The 16,869-nt window shown below is 63.2% G+C and carries 14 protein-coding genes and 1 riboswitch; of the genes, 9 read left to right on the forward strand and 5 right to left on the reverse strand.

All coding sequences use genetic code 11. The annotated features are described in order from the left end of the window. Positions 1–41 precede the first annotated feature (41 nt). Positions 42–1,940, forward strand: a complete 1,899-nt coding sequence (locus EUU22_RS14300) for a L,D-transpeptidase family protein (RefSeq protein WP_129332641.1) — start codon at positions 42–44, stop codon at positions 1,938–1,940. 18 nt (positions 1,941–1,958) lie between these two features. On the opposite strand, the gene EUU22_RS14305 is transcribed toward EUU22_RS14300, so the two are convergent. After that, positions 1,959–2,636: an HAD family hydrolase gene (locus EUU22_RS14305; RefSeq protein WP_245485037.1), complete on the reverse strand. Its 678-nt coding sequence runs from the start codon at positions 2,634–2,636 to the stop codon at positions 1,959–1,961. A 153-nt stretch (positions 2,637–2,789) separates the two neighbouring features. On the opposite strand from EUU22_RS14305, the gene rpiA reads away from it, so the two are divergent. The 3 genes from rpiA (at position 2,790) to gor (ending at position 5,561) form a co-directional block, all read left to right on the forward strand. Continuing rightward, positions 2,790–3,482, forward strand: coding sequence for a ribose-5-phosphate isomerase RpiA (rpiA, locus tag EUU22_RS14310; protein WP_129332643.1), 693 nt, complete (start codon positions 2,790–2,792; stop codon positions 3,480–3,482). A 24-nt stretch (positions 3,483–3,506) separates the two neighbouring features. Further along, the gene (locus tag EUU22_RS14315; protein WP_129332644.1) at positions 3,507–4,052 is read left to right on the forward strand and encodes a DUF2059 domain-containing protein; all 546 of its coding nucleotides are present in this window, start codon (positions 3,507–3,509) and stop codon (positions 4,050–4,052) included. Positions 4,053–4,172: 120 nt separating this feature from the next. Beyond that, complete coding sequence (gor, locus tag EUU22_RS14320; RefSeq protein WP_129332645.1) at positions 4,173–5,561, forward strand: glutathione-disulfide reductase; 1,389 nt, start codon at positions 4,173–4,175, stop codon at positions 5,559–5,561. 31 nt (positions 5,562–5,592) lie between these two features. Here gor and EUU22_RS14325 read toward each other — a convergent pair whose 3' ends face one another. Both EUU22_RS14325 and EUU22_RS14330 read right to left on the reverse strand, forming a co-directional pair. Then, positions 5,593–6,882, reverse strand: coding sequence for a vWA domain-containing protein (locus EUU22_RS14325; protein ID WP_129332646.1), 1,290 nt, complete (start codon positions 6,880–6,882; stop codon positions 5,593–5,595). A 191-nt stretch (positions 6,883–7,073) separates the two neighbouring features. Further along, positions 7,074–7,976, reverse strand: coding sequence for an alpha/beta hydrolase family protein (locus tag EUU22_RS14330; RefSeq protein WP_129332647.1), 903 nt, complete (start codon positions 7,974–7,976; stop codon positions 7,074–7,076). Positions 7,977–8,255: 279 nt separating this feature from the next. On the opposite strand from EUU22_RS14330, the gene EUU22_RS14335 reads away from it, so the two are divergent. Continuing rightward, on the forward strand, positions 8,256–9,632 hold the full coding sequence (locus EUU22_RS14335) for a class II 3-deoxy-7-phosphoheptulonate synthase (protein ID WP_129332648.1): 1,377 nt from the start codon (positions 8,256–8,258) through the stop codon (positions 9,630–9,632). 113 nt (positions 9,633–9,745) lie between these two features. Beyond that, the gene (locus EUU22_RS14340) at positions 9,746–10,162 is read left to right on the forward strand and encodes a GFA family protein (protein WP_129332649.1); all 417 of its coding nucleotides are present in this window, start codon (positions 9,746–9,748) and stop codon (positions 10,160–10,162) included. On the opposite strand, the gene EUU22_RS14345 is transcribed toward EUU22_RS14340, so the two are convergent. Together EUU22_RS14345 and EUU22_RS14350 are read right to left on the reverse strand one after the other, a co-directional pair. After that, positions 10,096–11,049 (reverse strand): hypothetical protein, encoded by a 954-nt coding sequence (locus EUU22_RS14345; RefSeq protein WP_245485039.1) that lies wholly within the window; start codon positions 11,047–11,049, stop codon positions 10,096–10,098. The genes EUU22_RS14340 and EUU22_RS14345 overlap by 67 nt on opposite strands. Before the next feature lie 175 nt (positions 11,050–11,224). Further along, positions 11,225–13,165, reverse strand: coding sequence for an LTA synthase family protein (locus tag EUU22_RS14350; protein ID WP_439329150.1), 1,941 nt, complete (start codon positions 13,163–13,165; stop codon positions 11,225–11,227). Positions 13,166–13,346: 181 nt separating this feature from the next. Between EUU22_RS14350 and EUU22_RS14355 the strand changes: the two genes are divergently transcribed. The 3 genes from EUU22_RS14355 to bluB all read left to right on the forward strand — a co-directional run bounded on the left by EUU22_RS14355 (position 13,347) and on the right by bluB (position 16,861). Then, positions 13,347–15,014, forward strand: a complete 1,668-nt coding sequence (locus EUU22_RS14355; RefSeq protein ID WP_439329151.1) for an NAD+ synthase — start codon at positions 13,347–13,349, stop codon at positions 15,012–15,014. A gap of 28 nt (positions 15,015–15,042) precedes the next feature. Then, positions 15,043–15,873 (forward strand): TolB family protein, encoded by an 831-nt coding sequence (locus EUU22_RS14360; protein ID WP_129332651.1) that lies wholly within the window; start codon positions 15,043–15,045, stop codon positions 15,871–15,873. Between the two features lie 44 nt (positions 15,874–15,917). Continuing rightward, positions 15,918–16,122: riboswitch (cobalamin riboswitch) on the forward strand. A 46-nt stretch (positions 16,123–16,168) separates the two neighbouring features. Further along, positions 16,169–16,861: a 5,6-dimethylbenzimidazole synthase gene (gene bluB, locus EUU22_RS14365; RefSeq protein ID WP_129332652.1), complete on the forward strand. Its 693-nt coding sequence runs from the start codon at positions 16,169–16,171 to the stop codon at positions 16,859–16,861. Positions 16,862–16,869 lie beyond the last annotated feature (8 nt).

Raw genomic sequence — 16,869 nt, forward strand, 5'->3', positions numbered from 1 at the left:
TCCGGCTTGCCGCAGCACCTGACTGGAAATTGAGAGAACGAATGACCCGATACAAGACCATTGCGCTGACGGCGGTATTTGCTGCGTTCACGGCCCTGAGTACTGCGCCGCGTCCCGCGGCCGCGATCACCCTGCTCGACATGCTGCGCGGCGGTCCGGGCGCAGACAATCGCCAGCGGGGCAACGATACCTTCTTCGGCCGGCGTCTTCCCGGTGTCTCCGATCCGGTGGCCGATCCCGAACCGCTGCCGAAGGTCAGCGGACCGCGCTACTACACCTACAAGCCGGAAGCGACGCGCCCGGTGACGATCACCGCGCCCGCCATGGCTGCCGCTCAGCCAGCAGTCACCGGTTCCGACGCTTCGACGACCGCGAGCATCGCACCGGTCGATCCGCAGTTGGAGCAGCGCCGGCTGCTCTCTGAAACGAAGTCGCGTGCGCCTGACGATATCGCCGCCGCTGTCGAGGCCTATTACAATGCCGGCCGTCCGCTGATCTGGGTGAGCGAAAACGGTATGACGGAACGTGCCCGCTCTGCGCTTGCCACGTTCGCCGAAGCGGATCTCGTCGGACTGGTCCCCGAGGATTATCTGGTCGCGGCACCGGCCGAGGCGGCTGCGGACGCGGACCCGCTTGGCCGTCAGCGCGAGCTCATGGCTTTCGAACTTTCGATGTCGATCAAGGCGCTGACCTATGTCGGAGACACGGTTCGCGGTCGCGTCGACCCGAACAAGCTCTCCGGCTACCACGACATCAAGCGCAAGACGGTTAACTTCAAGCCGGTCCTCAACATGATGCGGCTCAGCCCCGATGTCGGCGCCTACCTCAAGAGTCGTATGCCGGCAAATCCGCAGTTCCAGGCGCTGCAGGCGGAACTCGTCCGCCTCAAGGCGGAGCAGAGCGATCCGTCCCAGACGATCACGATTGCCCCGGGTACGCTCCTGAAGCCTGGTGTCACCAATCCGGAACTTGCCAACGTCATCGCCGCGATCAAGCTACGGGCCTCCGAGGCGCTGAAGACGGAGCATGCTGCGACGCTCGCCGCCTATACGGGGACGCCGGAATACACGCCTGAACTCGTCGCCCTCGTCGAAGGCTTCCAGAAGGAGAGTGGCCTGCATCCCGACGGCGTCGTCGGCAAGGCGACCATCCGGACGCTGATGGGTGACAGCAATGCCGCCAAGATCGAGAAGCTCGTGGTGGCGATGGAGGAGTTGCGCTGGCTGCCCGCCGATCTCGGCTCCCGCTACGTCTTCATCAACCAGCCGGCCTTCACGGCCTACTACGTGAACGAGGGGCGTCCGGAACTGTCGATGCGGGTCGTGGTCGGTTCCAAGGCGAACCAGACCTACTTCTTCAACGACCAGATCGAGACCGTCGAGTTCAACCCGTACTGGGGTGTGCCGAAGTCGATCATCATCAACGAGATGCTGCCGAAGCTGCGCCAGGATCCCGGCTACCTCGACCGTCTGGGTTACGAGGTGAGCTATGGCGGCCGCAAGGTCTCGTCGAGCGCCGTGGACTGGAATTCGACGCACAATGTCGACGTCCGCCAGCCGCCGGGAAGCGACAATGCGCTCGGCGAGCTGAAGATCCTCTTCCCGAATGCCCATTCGATCTACATGCACGACACGCCGTCGAAGAGCTTCTTCAAGCGTGACATGCGGGCGCTGAGCCATGGCTGCGTGCGTCTCGCCGAGCCGCGCCGGATGGCCGCCGCGGTGATGGGAACGACCGTCGAGGACATCGGTGCGCAAATCGCCGCCGGCCAGAACCGTGCGGTCCAGGTGCCGCAAAAGATCCCGGTCTATGTCTCGTATTTCACGGCATGGCCGAACAAGGATGGCGTCATCGAGTATTTCGACGACGTCTACGGGCGCGACGAATACACCCGCAAGGCTTTCGCGGTTACGAGCGAAGCCCGTTCGGCGCGCAGCTGATCGCGACCTGCGGGGAGGTCATCTCCCCGCAAGCATCTCCTCGAGGAGGGCGGGCGTCAGCTCGTCGAAATGGTTGATGAGCCGGTCAGCGCCGAGCTCCTCGACCGGCTTGTCCGAATAGCCGAAGGGCACGACGATCGACGGAATGCCGGCGTTCTTCGCGGCGAGCACGTCGTTGATGCTGTCTCCGACCATGATGGCGCGTCGCGGATCGCCGCCTGCCTTTTCGATGGTGCCGGTCAGATGGCCAGCGTCCGGCTTGCGGACCGCAAACGTGTCTCCGCCGGCGATGACCGCGAAACGGTCGGCGAGGCCGAGTTTCTCGATCAGCGGAATCGCCAGTTCCTCGATCTTGTTGGTGCAGACGGCCAGGCCGTAGCCGGCCTCGGCAAGTCTCGCAAGCGCCTCGGCAAGACCGGGAAACGGCCGGCTCTCGCCGGGCATCTCCGATTTGTAATGAACGATGAAGCGGTCGAGCAGCGGCGCCAGCTCGTCCTGCGTCAGCGGCACGCCGCGGAGGCGGAAGGCCCGTTCGATCATCGCGCGCGCGCCGTGTCCGACGAGGTGCGTGAGGTCCTCGTAACCGACCGGATCGAGCCCGGCCGCTGCTATGGTGTGATTGAGGCTGCTGATCAGGTCCGGTGCCGTGTCTACCAAGGTGCCGTCGAGATCGAAGACGATGATGGGGGCGGTCAATCCGGGTCTCCGCTGGTACGAGGGGTGCTCCTCAAAGCCGGTTATGGCATGGACAGGCGAATTGCAACCACGATGCCGCATGCTGGGGGCTTTCGTTTGTTCCATGAGCCGTGTAAACAGCTTCACGACGAAACAGACTGGAGCTGAAGGCGTATGGACGCCCGCGAAATGAAGATCAAAGCCGCTGCTGCGGCACTGGAGCACGTCCGCGACGGGATGCGTCTCGGCATCGGAACCGGCTCTACCGCGGAAGAGTTCGTCCGGCTTCTCGCGGAAAAGGTCTCCGCAGGCCTGCGCGTCGAAGGCGTTCCGACGTCGGAGCGTACCGCGCGGCTCTGTGTGGAACTCGGTGTGCCGCTCAAATCGCTCGACGAGCTTCCCGAACTCGATCTCACCATCGACGGTGCCGACGAGGTGGACGGGCGGCTGCGCCTCATCAAGGGCGGCGGCGGCGCGCTTCTGCGCGAAAAGATCGTCGCAGCGGCCTCGCAGCGCATGATCGTGATCGCCGACGAGAGCAAGGTCGTCGACACGCTCGGCCGCTTCCCACTGCCAGTCGAGATCAATCCTTTCGGCCAGGCCGCTACCCTCATCGCCATCGAAAAGACCGCCTCCAGGCTCGGCCTTTCCGGCGAACTCAAGATGCGAGCTTCCGGCGACGGACTTTTCAAAACGGACGGTGGACACTTCATCGTCGACGCATCTTTTGGCCGCATTCCTGATGCAGAGGCCTTGGCGAGAGAATTGAATTCCATCCCCGGCGTCGTGGAACACGGGTTGTTCATCAATCTGGCAACGCTCGCCATCATCGCTGGTCCGGCCGGCGCGCGTGTGCTTGAGGCATAATACTAGACAGGAGCATTGAATTTCATGATCAAGTATTCCGGTTTCGGCCGTCTTGCGTCTGCCGCCGTCGTTCTCGGAGGGCTCATGCTCGGCGCCTCCGCCAAGGCGCAGGATATTTCTCCGGAGCACCTGCAGGCCGCGCGGACCGCGATCACCGTTCTCGGTGTGACCGATCGCTTCGACAACATCCTCCCCGCTGTCGCTGATCGTCTCAAGACGCAGCTGATCCAAGCCTATCCGAACCTGCAGGACCAGATCTACGGCGAGGTCGACAAGCAGGCGCTTTCGCTGGCCGCCCGCCGTGGCGACCTGGAGAAGGAGGCGGCGATGGTTTATGCCAAGGCCTTCACGGCCGAAGAACTGAAGGTGATTTCCGACTTCTACAGCAGCGATGCGGGCAAGAAGCTCCTGAAGGACGGACCGATTGCCACCCGCGAACTGATGAAGGCCGCCGACATCTGGACCGCCGGCGTTGCCCGCGACCTCGAAAAGCAGACCAACGATGCCCTTCTGAGCGTCGTCGGCGCGCAGGCTCCCGCCGCTGATCCGGCCGCTGCACCGAAGCCGTAAGGCGATCACGAATTCGTTTTCGCAAAGCCCGGAAGCTCTTCCGGGCTTTTCTTTTGGCTGGTACCCGCCCTATATCGGGGGCGGTTTCACCGGCCTTTTGTTGTTCTCCAGGAGTTTCTGATGGCGGATTTCGATTATGACCTGTTCGTGATCGGCGGCGGTTCCGGCGGCGTGCGCAGTGCACGGCTCGCGGCCTCGCTCGGCAAGCGCGTGGCGATCGCGGAGGAATACCGTTTCGGCGGCACCTGCGTCATCCGCGGCTGCGTGCCGAAGAAGCTGTTCGTATACGCTTCGCAGTATCACGAGCACTTCGAGGATGCCGTGGGCTACGGCTGGTCCGTCGGTGAAACCAGCTTTAACTGGAAGAAGCTGATCGCTGCGAAGGACAAGGAGATCGGCCGGCTCGAAGGCCTCTATCGCAAGGGGCTGGAGAACGCAGGGGCGGAAATCCTGGAGACACGCGCCGAGCTGACGGGACCGAACAGCGTCCGGCTGGTGAAGAGCGGCCGGGTCGTCACCGCGGAACGGATCGTCATCGCCGTCGGCGGCGCACCCAATCCGCACGCCTCGCTGCCGGGGCACGAGCTCTGCATCTCGTCCAACGAGGCCTTCCATCTCGAGGAACTGCCCCGTTCGATCGTGATTGCCGGCGGCGGCTATATCGCGGTCGAGTTCGCGAACATCTTCCACGGTCTCGGCGTCGACACCACGCTCATCTACCGGGGCATGGAAATCCTGTCGCGGTTCGATCAGGACATGCGGCGTGGCCTGCATGAGGCGATGGAGGCGAAGGGTATCCGCATTCTCTGCCACGACGTGATCGAGAAGGTGGAGAAGACGCCGGCCGACGGCCTCCGGGTAACGACGAAGAACAACGATGTCCTCACCGCCGACCAGGTGATGCTGGCTCTCGGCCGCGATCCGAACACCAGCGGGCTCGGCCTCGAGGTGGCCGGCGTCGTCACCAATGAGCGCGGCGCGATCGTCGTCGACGAATATTCGCGGACCAATGTGCCGGGGATCTTCGCGTTCGGTGACGTCACCGACCGGGTACAGCTTACGCCGGTCGCGATCCATGAGGCGATGTGCTTCATCGAGACCGAATACAAGAACAATCCGACCCGGCCAGACCATGACTTGATAGCCACCGCGGTCTTCTCACAGCCGGAGATCGGCACCATCGGCCTTTCCGAGGAGCAGGCCGCCAAGCGTTATCCGGAGATAGAGGTCTACCGCGCGCAGTTCCGGCCGATGAAGGCGACGCTCTCGGGACGCAATGAGAAGATGGTCATGAAGCTGATCGTCAATGCCGCGGACCGGAAGGTCGTCGGGGCGCATGTGCTCGGCCACGACGCCGGCGAGATGGCGCAGCTTCTCGGCATCACGTTGAAGGCGGGCTGCACCAAAGACGATTTCGACCGGACCATGGCGGTGCATCCGACGGCGGCAGAAGAGCTCGTGACCATGTACAGCCCGAGCTACCGTGTGAGGAACGGCGAGCGCGTCTGACAGACGCGCTCACTCTCGTCGATTCCACCGATCAGCTGGAGAGCCGCGGCGTGCCGATGACCTTCTGGAAGAGGGCTTCCATCGCCTCGGTAATGCCCTCCGTCGGGCTTACCTCGAAATAGAGGCCCGGCGAGGCGCATGCGCGCATCCGGTCGGCGATCTCGCTCTGGAACGGTTTGATCCACGTATTATACCAGGAGTTCTGGGGCAGGGGCAGGTAGGTCGTATAGAGGGCCGCGATCTTGATGCCCTTCTTCTTCAAGGGCTCGCAAACCGAATAGTCGATCGGCTCCTGACAGCGTGTGCCGGTCGTCTTTTTGGTGCAGCACGACCCCTTGGCACTGTCCGTCAACCCGTCCGAGACGAAGAAGACCACCTTTTCAGGGTCGGTCTTGTTCTTGCCGCTGCCGCCCTTCTTGATGATCTTCTCGAGATTCTTGAAGGCGTTGTCTAGATCTGTCGCCTGGTCGTGATTGTAGTTCTGGTATGGGATTGACATCAGGTCGATGGCGTTCGCTGCAGTGCGCACCGCGTTCATGTCCGACGACAGCGTCGAGATCTCCGTAAGCTTCGTATCCTTTGCCGAGGTGCCAAAGGTGTAGATGCCCATCCGGTATTGGCTCGGATAGCGTGCTGCATCCGTGGCGCTATAGGTGAGCTGCTGAACGGCCTCGCGAACGACGTCGATCCGCATGGCGACGCCGAGGTCCTTGGCCAGGTCGTAATAGTCGTAGCTCTTCGATTCGTCGTGGCATGCAAAGGCGCACTTGTCCGAGGTGTGGCGTTCCATCGTCTCGATGTCCGCCATGGTCGCGCCGACACCCATCGACGGGGTATTGTCGAGCAGCATGTAGAAGTCCATGAAGGTGCCGGTGTTGTAGGTCGCCGTCGCCGTTCCGGTCACTTCAATCATATCGTGGTTGAGAAGCCTCAGGAAGCTCGTCGGCACCTGCGCCTTGAAGGTGACGACAGCGTTCATCGTGTCGTCCTGCTTCGTTATGTCGATGGAAAGGTCCGTCAATTTCGTGACCATGCCCGACGGCAGCTGACCGTCGAACAGCTTGCGCGCATCCTTCTCTGCGACGACGATCGTGCCGTTCTCGGAGGAGTTGATCGCCGCCAGCACGCCGACAGACTGGGTCGAGAGTGCGCCGATCGCCGCGGCGTCGGCGGCAGCAAGCAGCGCCGACCGCTGTTCGATTGCATAACCGACGTCGATGGCCATGCCGATTGTGCCGAGAAGCGGAAGGGCAAGGAGCGCCGTCGTAGTGGCAAAATTTCCCGAACGATCTCTAAAATACTGCGCAAGTGAAAGATGCATTTCAGTCTACCTGATTTCGAGGATCCGCGCGCTCATCGCACCGTAATCCACCCGGCCAACATCCCGGGCTGTATCAAAATTTGTGCATCCCTATTATTTTAGAGTTAATTGTACAGTCCGGGCGCAGGCTTTCAGCTCTTGAGATTAACGTCTGGTTAAATTCGGTGTTTCTTTGAGGATATTCGTTTCCGTTACTTTGTGCCGGCCACGCCGACAGCGAAGTCGCTACCCGCTCCGACCTCCAGCCAGTCTGTCGTCGGTTTCCACAGCCGTTCGCGATGGGCGGAACGGAAAAAGCCCAGATGGCCGATCGGCATGTCCGGAGACACCGGCGAGATCCAGGCGGTCTGCCTGGGTGCCCGGACATAATGCTTCAGGATCGCGTGCTGTGCCCGCGCGGTTCCCCAGGGGTCGTCGGTAAGGCCGATGGCAAGGATCGGCGTCTCCACCTCGCCATAGCGGCGGGCCGCATCCATGGAGGGATCGGCGAAGAAATATTCGGGGTTGCGGTCCCAGCGCGCCCACTGGCGGAAGACGCTGCCGGGAAGGGTCTCCCCGAGGCCGATCCAGCCGGGTACGCGGCCGGTCAGCATGGCAAGCGGTACGCCGATGAGGTTCATCGCTGTGAAGACCTTGAGGGGAACGTTCGTGTAGCGCCAGTGACCCGACATCACCGCCACCATCAGGTAGCGCAGGAAGCGCTGGTGCCGGCCGCAGAGCCCGAGCGCCTGCCCGCCGAAGGACTGGCCGACGCCGACCATCGGGTGGTCGGGTGCGACCGCATCGAGGACGTCCACGGCGGCCGGCATGTCCTTTTCTGCCCAATCCGCCATCAGCGGCTCGCTTTTCCAGCCCGAGGGCGGCTTTGATGCCGACACGCCGCGATAATCGTAGGTTAGAACGGCGCGGAAGCCACGGTCCTGCACGAGATAGGTCGCGAAGCGATTGTAGAAGCCGCGAGGTACGGCCGCGGCCGACGAGATGAGGGCGAGGGGACCTTCGCCGGTGCCGGCAAAGAGAGTTCCTTTCAGCGGAAAGCCGTCATCGGCCTCAAATGTGATGTCCTTCCCGATCACTGCGGCATCGCTCGACATTGGCTCCTCCCGTTCGGCGCAACGCGGCCACCGATATGCCTCGATATTAACGTTTACGTCAATGTAAGTTTTCTTGTGAGGCGCCGCCTCGGCGGTGTACCGCTCCGCGGGAGCCGGGCAGGTCGCGATCGAACGACGCAGCCTGCGGTCTCGCCTGCATGATGGGCGAGGCGCGGCTTCGCCCGAAGTTCGGCTTTCCAAGTCGGCGATAAGAGTTTATAAGCCGCCCATTCGACGGCAGGAGGCCGTCGCACTGCGTGAACAGGTTAGGTTACGATCATGGCACAGAATTGGACCCCGAACAGCTGGAGGCAAAAGCCGATCAAGCAGGTTCCGGCCTATCCGGATGCGGCAGCACTTGCCGATGCGGAAGCGCGTCTTGCCAAGTATCCGCCGCTTGTCTTTGCCGGTGAAGCCCGCCGCCTGAAGAAGGCACTCGCCAACGTCGCGGAAGGCAACGGATTCCTGCTGCAGGGCGGTGACTGTGCCGAAAGCTTCGCCGAACACGGCGCCGACACGATCCGTGACTTCTTCCGCGCCTTCCTGCAGATGGCTGTCGTCCTGACCTTCGGCGCCCAGTTGCCGGTGGTCAAGGTCGGCCGCATCGCAGGCCAGTTCGCCAAGCCGCGCTCTTCCGATTTCGAGAAGCAGGACGGGATCGAACTGCCGAGCTACCGCGGCGATATCATCAACGGCATCGAATTCACCAGCGAAGCCCGTATTCCGAACCCTGAACGCCAGATCATGGCGTACCGGCAGTCGGCGGCGACGCTGAACCTGCTGCGCGCCTTCGCGATGGGTGGTTACGCCAATCTCGAGAACGTGCATCAGTGGATGCTCGGCTTCGTCAAGGACAGCCCGCAGGCCGAGCGTTACCGCAAGCTTGCCGACCGTATCTCCGAGACGATGGACTTCATGAAGGCCGTCGGCATTTCGTCCGAGAACAATCCGAGCCTGCGCGAGACGGACTTCTTCACCAGTCACGAAGCCCTGCTCCTCGGCTATGAAGAGGCGCTGACCCGCGTCGACTCGACCTCCGGCGACTGGTACGCCACCTCCGGCCACATGATCTGGATCGGCGATCGCACCCGCCAGGCGGACCACGCCCATGTCGAATACTGCCGCGGCATCAAGAACCCGATCGGGCTCAAGTGCGGCCCGTCACTGCAGGCCGACGATCTCCTGAACCTGATCGACATCCTGAACCCGCAGAACGAGGCCGGCCGTCTGACGCTGATCTGCCGCTTCGGCCACGACAAGGTCGCGGAACATCTGCCGCGCCTCATCCGTGCCGTCGAGCGGGAGGGCCGCAAGGTCGTCTGGTCGTGTGACCCGATGCACGGCAACACGATCACGCTCAACAACTACAAGACCCGTCCGTTCGAGCGGGTGCTGGCGGAAGTCGAGAGTTTCTTCCAGATCCACCGCGCCGAAGGCTCGCATCCGGGCGGCATCCATATCGAGATGACCGGCAAGGACGTGACCGAGTGCACCGGCGGTGCCCGTGCAGTCACGGCCGACGATCTGCAGGACCGTTACCACACCCACTGCGACCCGCGGCTCAATGCCGACCAGGCGCTCGAACTCGCCTTCCTGCTCGCCGAGCGGATGAAGGGTGGACGTGACGAGAAGCGGATGATGGCTGCGAATGCCTGATCGCTGCGGCGTGGGGTCGATGAATTCGGCTGATCGCTAGGTGAAGAAGACTGAAGTTGACGGACCGGGCCGGCTTGGTGAAGCTGGCCCGGTCTTTGTTTCTGGAGGTCTTCATGGTTCAAGTCCGCGACGGGCGCTGCAATTGCGGTGCTGTCCGTTTCCGCGCGAAGGGTGAGCTCGCGGACATCATCGGTTGTCATTGCTCGCAATGCCGTCGGCAGACCGGTCTCTATTATGCGGCGACGAACGTCGACAGGGACCGACTGGAGATCGAGGGCGGGGAAAACGTCAGCTGGTACCGTTCCAGCGATACCGCGCGCAGGGGCTTCTGCCGAACCTGCGGTTCTGCGCTCTTCTGGGAGGCGGACGGTGCCGACTATCTATCCGTGATGGCGGGCGCCTTCGACCAGCCGACCGGCCTTCGCTTCGGCTACCACATCTACTGTGCCGACAAGGCGGACTATTACGACGTCGCCGACAGTGCCCCGAGGTTCTCCGTGGGAAGGACGTCCGCGCCGATGGGCGACTGACCGCTGGCGAGGCGTTCGTCCTCCCGCCGAAGCTTTTCGACGGCGTGGTGGAACGCCTCCTCCAGCGCCGCAAACTTCGTCGACTGCCAGTGGAAATAGTCGCCGACGAAACGGCGCGAGAGCCAGAGGCTGCCGCGGCGGCGCGGCAGTTCCCAGCCGAGCAGCCCGTCCGTCTCAGCCTTCTTGAACATGCGCTTCAGGTTCGTTGACGAGACGGTGTAGCTTTCTCCAAGCTGCGCCAGCGTCGTCGGCCCGACGAAGGTTTTTTCGGCCGCCGGATCGTATCCGTCGATACGCGAGATCAGGTCGTGGAGGACAATGCCGCCGAGATCGGACCAGAGGAAGTGTCCGATCGTCTCCGGCGGGTCGCGCCAGTCGGGGTGCTCGACGAGCTTGGCCGCCGCATAGGGCTGGGCGATGCGGAAGATGCGCGGGTCTGCGTTGCTGGTTGCCTCGCGGTCGCCACCGTCCAGCCGGTCGAGACAGGCCATATGCGCCGTGAACCAGCTGATCATGCCGGCATTGCTGGGCTCCGTCGCTTCGAGGACCCGTACGCGGCGGTCCGGCACGCCGGGCACGTCGCGCAGGAACTTGTAGGCGACAAGTTCCGCCAGATAGGCGGTTGCCGTGTTGCGGCTCGCCGCGCCGACTTTCATCACGACCTCGACGAAACGCGTGGCGGTGAGGCCCGAGAGCGGATCGTCATCCGTGCGCTGCAGGTTCAGCGCATAGAGCGACTGCGTCATCAGCCATTTGCGGTGGCTCGCCTTCAACCGCGAAAGCCGCGGCGTGCGCAGGTGGATGCCGATCAGATGGTCTGCGATCTGCTTTTCAATGGCAGGAAACAGCGGATGGCTAACGATTTCGGCACGGGTAAGGGTTCGCATGGGATGCTCGAAAACAAAATCAGCGCGTCATCAGAAAAAGGGTGGGCCGTACCTTGCGTTGGGGACGCGCCGTAAGGCCCGGAGAAGGTCATCTTCTCCTCCTAAGAGATTTATAGATCCTTTGTGTGTCAACGTTTTTCTGGTTCGGGGAAAAACGTCGACCCGCAGATTACCGTCAGGAGGCCGGCCCGGAGAGGCGTTCGGCCTGTTCGGGGAAGAAGCGCTCCGCGCTGAAGCCGTCGCCAAACATCATGTCGTGCTGCAGGTAGCGGTAGTCACGGACGATCGGGTCGAGCTTCTTGCCGGCCTTCGACCAGTCCGGGACGGCGCCGGCGGTGCGCTGGACCAGCTGATGGCGGTCGATTGCTTCATAACGCTCGTGCACGGCGCCCAGAATGCCGGTGTAGAAGGGGTGTTCATAGCCGGCGAGCTTCACGACGTGATAGGAAAGGAAGGCGGGACTGATGGAGCCGAGGTCCTTCTGCACGCCCTTCTTCGAGGACCAGACGACCAGCGGCGTTTCGTGTTCGCGCTTCATGACGTCGAGCGGAGCCGAGCGGGTGGCCACCTGGTCGGGCATGTAGCCGCTTTCCGTATAGACGGTTCCGAGCGGCGGCAGATGGTCGCCGAAGATGACGATGATCGTTTCGCGACGGCGCTTCTTTGCCCAGTCCATCAGCATCTTCAGGCTCTGGTCGGCCTCGCGGACACCTTGGGCGTAGGTCGCCAGCGACTGCGTGCTGGCCGGCGAGAGCGTCGGACCGTCGATCGCGATGGTGTTCTTGGCGTAGCGGTTCGGCTCGTAAGGGCCGTGACCCTGTAGGGTCACGCCGAAGAAGAAGAAGGGCTTTTGAGTGCGATCGGCCGCGCGCATGACCTCCTTGGTGAACGCTTCGTCGGAGGCGAAGATGCCGCGCTTGTCCATCACCGGCATGTTTTCTTCCGACAGGAAGCTCTCGAAGCCGAAGGATTCATAAACGTTGGCGCGATTCCAGAACCAGCTCTGGAACGGATGAAACGACTTGGCGACGTAGCCCTTCGAGCGGAAGAAGGTGGCGAGCGACGGGACCGGACCGCGGACATACTGCTGATACGGGATGCTGCCGTAGGGCAGGAACGCGTTGGAGAAGCCGGTCAGCGCCTCGAACTCGACATTGGCTGTCATCCCGCCGAACTCCGGCGAGAAGATGTTGCCCGACGCGTTCTTGCGGATCGTCGGCATGGGGTCGGGCGAAAGCCGGACATTGCCGAGCCGGGTCGGATCCCACAGTGACTCGCTCATCAGCATGATGACGTCAGGATGTTCGCCGGTATCCGCCGCGGCGAGCGGCGCACCCTGCGGGATGGCCTCGATCGCCTGCACCCCGTAGCCTTCCGGCGCGGTGACGTTCGCCATCGGCAGGTTGAAGGCAAAGGCAAGCAGGAAGCCGTTGTGCAGATAATTCTCACGCTGGTCCCACATCATCGGAATGATGTTCAAGCGGTCGCGCAGCGGCGAATATTCGGCATAGTCCATCAGCGAGAGGAAGCTGCCGATGAGCGGCACGCCGACCAGCAGGCGGAAGAGCTTTGCCGGACGGGAGAGCGACGGAAAGCGGCGCCATGCGAAAAACCACAGATAGACGAGGGCGACCAGGGTTGCGACCAGGCAGCCGCCGATCGCCACCGCCAAATAAGGCCGTGCCGCCACCATGACCGGCAGCAGTTGCAGGATCTGGCGGCCGAACAGCATGTCGCTCGGATAGAGCGGGTCGGACAGGAAGAGCTGCTTCTGGGCCGATATGAAGGCGGGAATGACGGCGAGCGGCACCAGGACCAGCGCCGACTGGTAGGCGCGACCGAGAAGCGCATCGGTTGCCGCAAAAAGCAGGAAGAGGATGCCGACCGCTGCCGGGCCGGGACGGTCCGTGGCGATCAGGAAGCGCAGGGCTTCATGGAGATTGCCGCGGGCGATCCACTCCGTCGTGAGAACCGTCAGGACGGCGAGAAGCAGAAGATTGCCGAGGCGAACCGCCGCCCAGGCATAGCCGTTCCGTCGGTTCGCCTTCGCGGCGACGGAAGCGACGGCCCTGTCGGGCGTGATGGAAATAGCCGGATCGGAAACGATCTCAACCAAGGCACTCTCCAAGTTTGGGCGGCTGTCGGAAAACTGTCGTTCCTCTGTCACATAACTGTCATGAACGCCAGATGAACCGGCCGTTCATGAGAAAGTTCCACGCTGTTTTCCGCGCTGGATTTGGTCTTGTGGCGTTGCGGCTGCGTCCGGCTCGCGTTAAACGAGAGGTATGAGCGACACCATGAACCGCCCCGACACTTTTCGCATCGCAATCGCGCAGTTCAATCCGACTGTCGGCGACGTCGCCGGCAATCTCGCCAAGGCTCGCGATGTGCGCAGCCAGGCCGCCGCCGCCGGCGCCGATCTCGTGCTCTTCACCGAGCTCTTCCTCTCCGGTTATCCGCCGGAGGATCTGGTGCTTAAGCGAGCCTTCCTCAGGAACTGCCTCGCGGCAGTGGAGCAACTGGCGGCCGACACCGCCGACGGCGGGCCGGGGGTGGTCATCGGTTTCCCGCGGCAGGGCGAGAAAGGCCGGCACAATTCGGTTGCCGTTCTCGACCGGGGGCAGATCGTCGCGACCCGTGACAAGATCGACCTGCCGAACTACGGCGAATTCGACGAGAAGCGCGTCTTCATTGCCGGTGAGATGCCGGGTCCTGTGAATTTCCGGGGAGTCCGCATCGGTATCCCGGTTTGCGAGGATATCTGGGGAGATCTCGGCGTCTGCGAGACGCTGGCCGAAGCGGGTGCGGAAATCCTCCTGGTGCCGAACGGCTCGCCCTATTACCGCGCGAAGATCGACGTGCGCTACCAGATTGCCCTGAAGCAGGTGATCGAGTGCGGACTACCGCTCGTCTACGCCAACCAGGTGGGTGGGCAGGACGAACTCGTCTTCGACGGCGCAAGCTTTGCCTTCAACGCGGACAAGTCGCTCGCCTTCCAGATGAACCAGTTCGAGGCCGAGCTCTTGGTCACGACCTGGAAGCGCAGTGGCGACGGCTGGCGTTGCGAGGAACGGCCGATCGCCCATGTGCCGGAGAACGAGGAGGCGGATTACCGCGCCTGCATGCTCGGCCTGCGCGACTACGTCAACAAGAACGGTTTCAAGAGCGTGGTGATCGGCCTTTCGGGCGGCATCGACTCCGCGCTCTGCGCGGCGATTGCTGTCGACGCGCTCGGCGCCGAGCGGGTGCGGACGGTCATGCTGCCTTACCGGTACACGTCCGAAAGCTCGTTCTCGGATGCCGCGGCCTGCGCGAAGGCGCTCGGCTGCCACTACGACATCGTGCCGATCGGTGAGCCGGTCGATGCCTTCATTTCGGCGCTCTCTGAGCTCTTCGAGGGAACCGAACCGGGCGTGACGGAGGAGAACCTGCAGGCGCGCACGCGCGGCACGATCCTCATGGCGATCTCCAACAAGTTCGGCGCCATGGTCGTGACGACCGGCAACAAGTCGGAAATGTCGGTCGGCTACGCGACGCTCTACGGCGACATGAACGGCGGCTTCAATCCGGTCAAGGACCTCTACAAGATGCAGGTCTACGCGCTTTCGGGCTGGCGCAACAAGAACCTACCGCAGGGCGCGCTGGGGCCCGCGGGCGAGGTCATTCCGGCCAACATCATCTCCAAGGCGCCGTCCGCAGAATTGCGGCCGAACCAGACCGACCAGGATTCGCTGCCGCCCTATCCGGTGCTGGACGACATCCTCGAATGCTTGGTGGAGCAGGAGATGTCGGTCGAAGAGATCGTCGCGCGCGGCCATGACGTTGCGACCGTCCACCGGATCGAACATCTGCTCTACCTCGCCGAGTACAAGCGCCGGCAATCGGCGCCCGGCGTGAAAATCACCCGCAAGAACTTCGGCCGCGACCGGCGCTACCCGATCACCAACCGGTTCCGGGACCGCTGATCACGCCGGCCCCTCGGAGGAGGCGAGCATGCGCAGTTCCGTAGAGATCTTCGACTGCAAAAGCCGCACCTCTCGGGTCGTCTGGCAGACGGAGGCGCTGGTCGAGGCACCGAACTGGACGCCGGACGGCGCCTATCTAGTGATCAACGGCGACGGCCTGATCTACCGGCTGCCGATCGATGGAAGTGTACTGCCGGAGCGGATCGACACGGGCTTCGCAAGCGGCTGCAACAACGACCACGGGCTTTCTCCCGACGGCACGATGCTCGCGATCTCCGACAAGACCGAGCACGGCAAGTCCTGCATCTACATCCTCCCCGCGGCGGGCGGCGTGCCGCGGCAGCTGACCGCGAGGCTGCCGTCCTACTGGCACGGCTGGTCGCCCGACGGGCGGCAGTTCGCCTATTGTGGAATCCGCGACGACGAATTCGGCATCTACACGATCTCCATCGACGGCGGCGAGGAGCGGGAGCTGATCCGCGGCGGCGGGCACAATGACGGCCCCGACTATTCGCCGGACGGGCAATGGATCTACTTCAACTCCGATCGCAGTGGGCTCATGCAGATCTGGAAGATCCGGCCTGACGGCACGGGGGTCACGCAGGTGACCGACGACGGCTTCGCCAACTGGTTTCCGCACCCCGCGCCGAAAGGCGATGCGCTGATCTTCCTCTCCTACGGGGCCGACGTCGAAGGCCATCCGCGCGACAAGCACGTTTCGATCCGGCGGATGGACATTGCGACCGGCGAGACAGAAACGCTCATCGAGTTCTTCGGCGGACAAGGTTCCTTGAACGTGCCGAGCTGGTCTCCCGACGGCGATGCTTTCGCCTATGTCCGCTATTTCCCCGTTGAGTGAAACAGGATTGCGCGCAGCGGGACTTGCCACCGGCGGCGAACTGTGAACAATCGGCCGCGTCAGGTGCCCGCGGGTGACGCGGGAGAATCGGGAATCCGGTGACAATCCGGAACGTGCCCAACGCTGTGTGGCGGATGCCTGTCGCAACGAACCGGTCTTCCGGTTCGCGTCACTGGCCTTTCTGGCCGGGAAGGTGGCGACGGGCAGTCGAAGCCGAGTCAGAAGACCGGCCTGGCGAGATAGACTTGGCCCGCGCGGACGGCGGGCGGTCCTTTGCATTGTTGGGGATTTGACGATGCCGGACGAACCGATGGACCACATGGTCCGGGCCGGTGCGTTTTCCGCCGAGGAACGCGCCGCCATCTACAGAGCCATAGAAACCCGCCGTGACGTGCGCGACCAGTTCCTGCCGGACCCGCTGCCGGACGATCTCGTCTGGCGGCTGCTTTCCGCCGCCCATCACGCGCCGTCGGTCGGCTTCATGCAGCCGTGGAACTTCATTCTCGTGCGCGATGCCGAGCGGCGAGAGGAAGTCTGGCGCGCCTTCAGCCGCGCCAATGAGGAGGCCGCCGGAATGTTCTCGGGCAAGAGGCGTGACGACTATCGTGCGCTGAAGCTCGAGGGCATCCGCAAGGCGCCGCTCGGCATCTGCGTGACATGCGATCCGACGCGCGGTGGTCCGGTCGTCCTCGGCCGCACGCATAATTTCAGCATGGACCGCTATTCGACCGTCTGCGCGATCCAGAACCTGTGGCTTGCGGCGCGCGCCGAAGGCGTCGGCGTCGGCTGGGTCAGCATTTTCCACGAGGACGAGCTCAAGCGGATCCTCGCAATCCCGGAGCATGTCGAGGTGATCGGCTGGTTCTGCCTCGGCTACGTCGACACGCTTTACGGAGAGCCGGAACTGGCGGTGAAGGGCTGGCGGCAGCGTCTGCCGCTCGAGGATCTGGTCTTCTCCGAAACCTGGCAGGAGAGGCCGGCCGTCTGATATCCGGC

Origin of the sequence: Ciceribacter ferrooxidans, from assembly GCF_004137355.1 — a bacterium.
Lineage (GTDB): Bacteria > Pseudomonadota > Alphaproteobacteria > Rhizobiales > Rhizobiaceae > Allorhizobium > Allorhizobium ferrooxidans.

Excerpts from the sequence above, each read along its gene's own strand:
- EUU22_RS14335 (WP_129332648.1), top strand. The coding sequence starts at position 8,256 with ATGGCACAGAATTGGACCCCGAACAGCTGGAGGCAAAAGCCGATCAAG.
- EUU22_RS14325 (WP_129332646.1), bottom strand. The coding sequence starts at position 6,882 with ATGCATCTTTCACTTGCGCAGTATTTTAGAGATCGTTCGGGAAATTTT.
- EUU22_RS14300 (WP_129332641.1), top strand. The coding sequence starts at position 42 with ATGACCCGATACAAGACCATTGCGCTGACGGCGGTATTTGCTGCGTTC.
- EUU22_RS14315 (WP_129332644.1), top strand. The coding sequence starts at position 3,507 with ATGATCAAGTATTCCGGTTTCGGCCGTCTTGCGTCTGCCGCCGTCGTT.
- EUU22_RS14340 (WP_129332649.1), top strand. The coding sequence starts at position 9,746 with ATGGTTCAAGTCCGCGACGGGCGCTGCAATTGCGGTGCTGTCCGTTTC.
- EUU22_RS14355 (WP_439329151.1), top strand. The coding sequence starts at position 13,347 with ATGAACCGCCCCGACACTTTTCGCATCGCAATCGCGCAGTTCAATCCG.
- gor (WP_129332645.1), top strand. The coding sequence starts at position 4,173 with ATGGCGGATTTCGATTATGACCTGTTCGTGATCGGCGGCGGTTCCGGC.
- EUU22_RS14360 (WP_129332651.1), top strand. The coding sequence starts at position 15,043 with ATGCGCAGTTCCGTAGAGATCTTCGACTGCAAAAGCCGCACCTCTCGG.
- rpiA (WP_129332643.1), top strand. The coding sequence starts at position 2,790 with ATGGACGCCCGCGAAATGAAGATCAAAGCCGCTGCTGCGGCACTGGAG.
- bluB (WP_129332652.1), top strand. The coding sequence starts at position 16,169 with ATGCCGGACGAACCGATGGACCACATGGTCCGGGCCGGTGCGTTTTCC.
- EUU22_RS14330 (WP_129332647.1), bottom strand. The coding sequence starts at position 7,976 with ATGTCGAGCGATGCCGCAGTGATCGGGAAGGACATCACATTTGAGGCC.
- EUU22_RS14345 (WP_245485039.1), bottom strand. The coding sequence starts at position 11,049 with ATGCGAACCCTTACCCGTGCCGAAATCGTTAGCCATCCGCTGTTTCCT.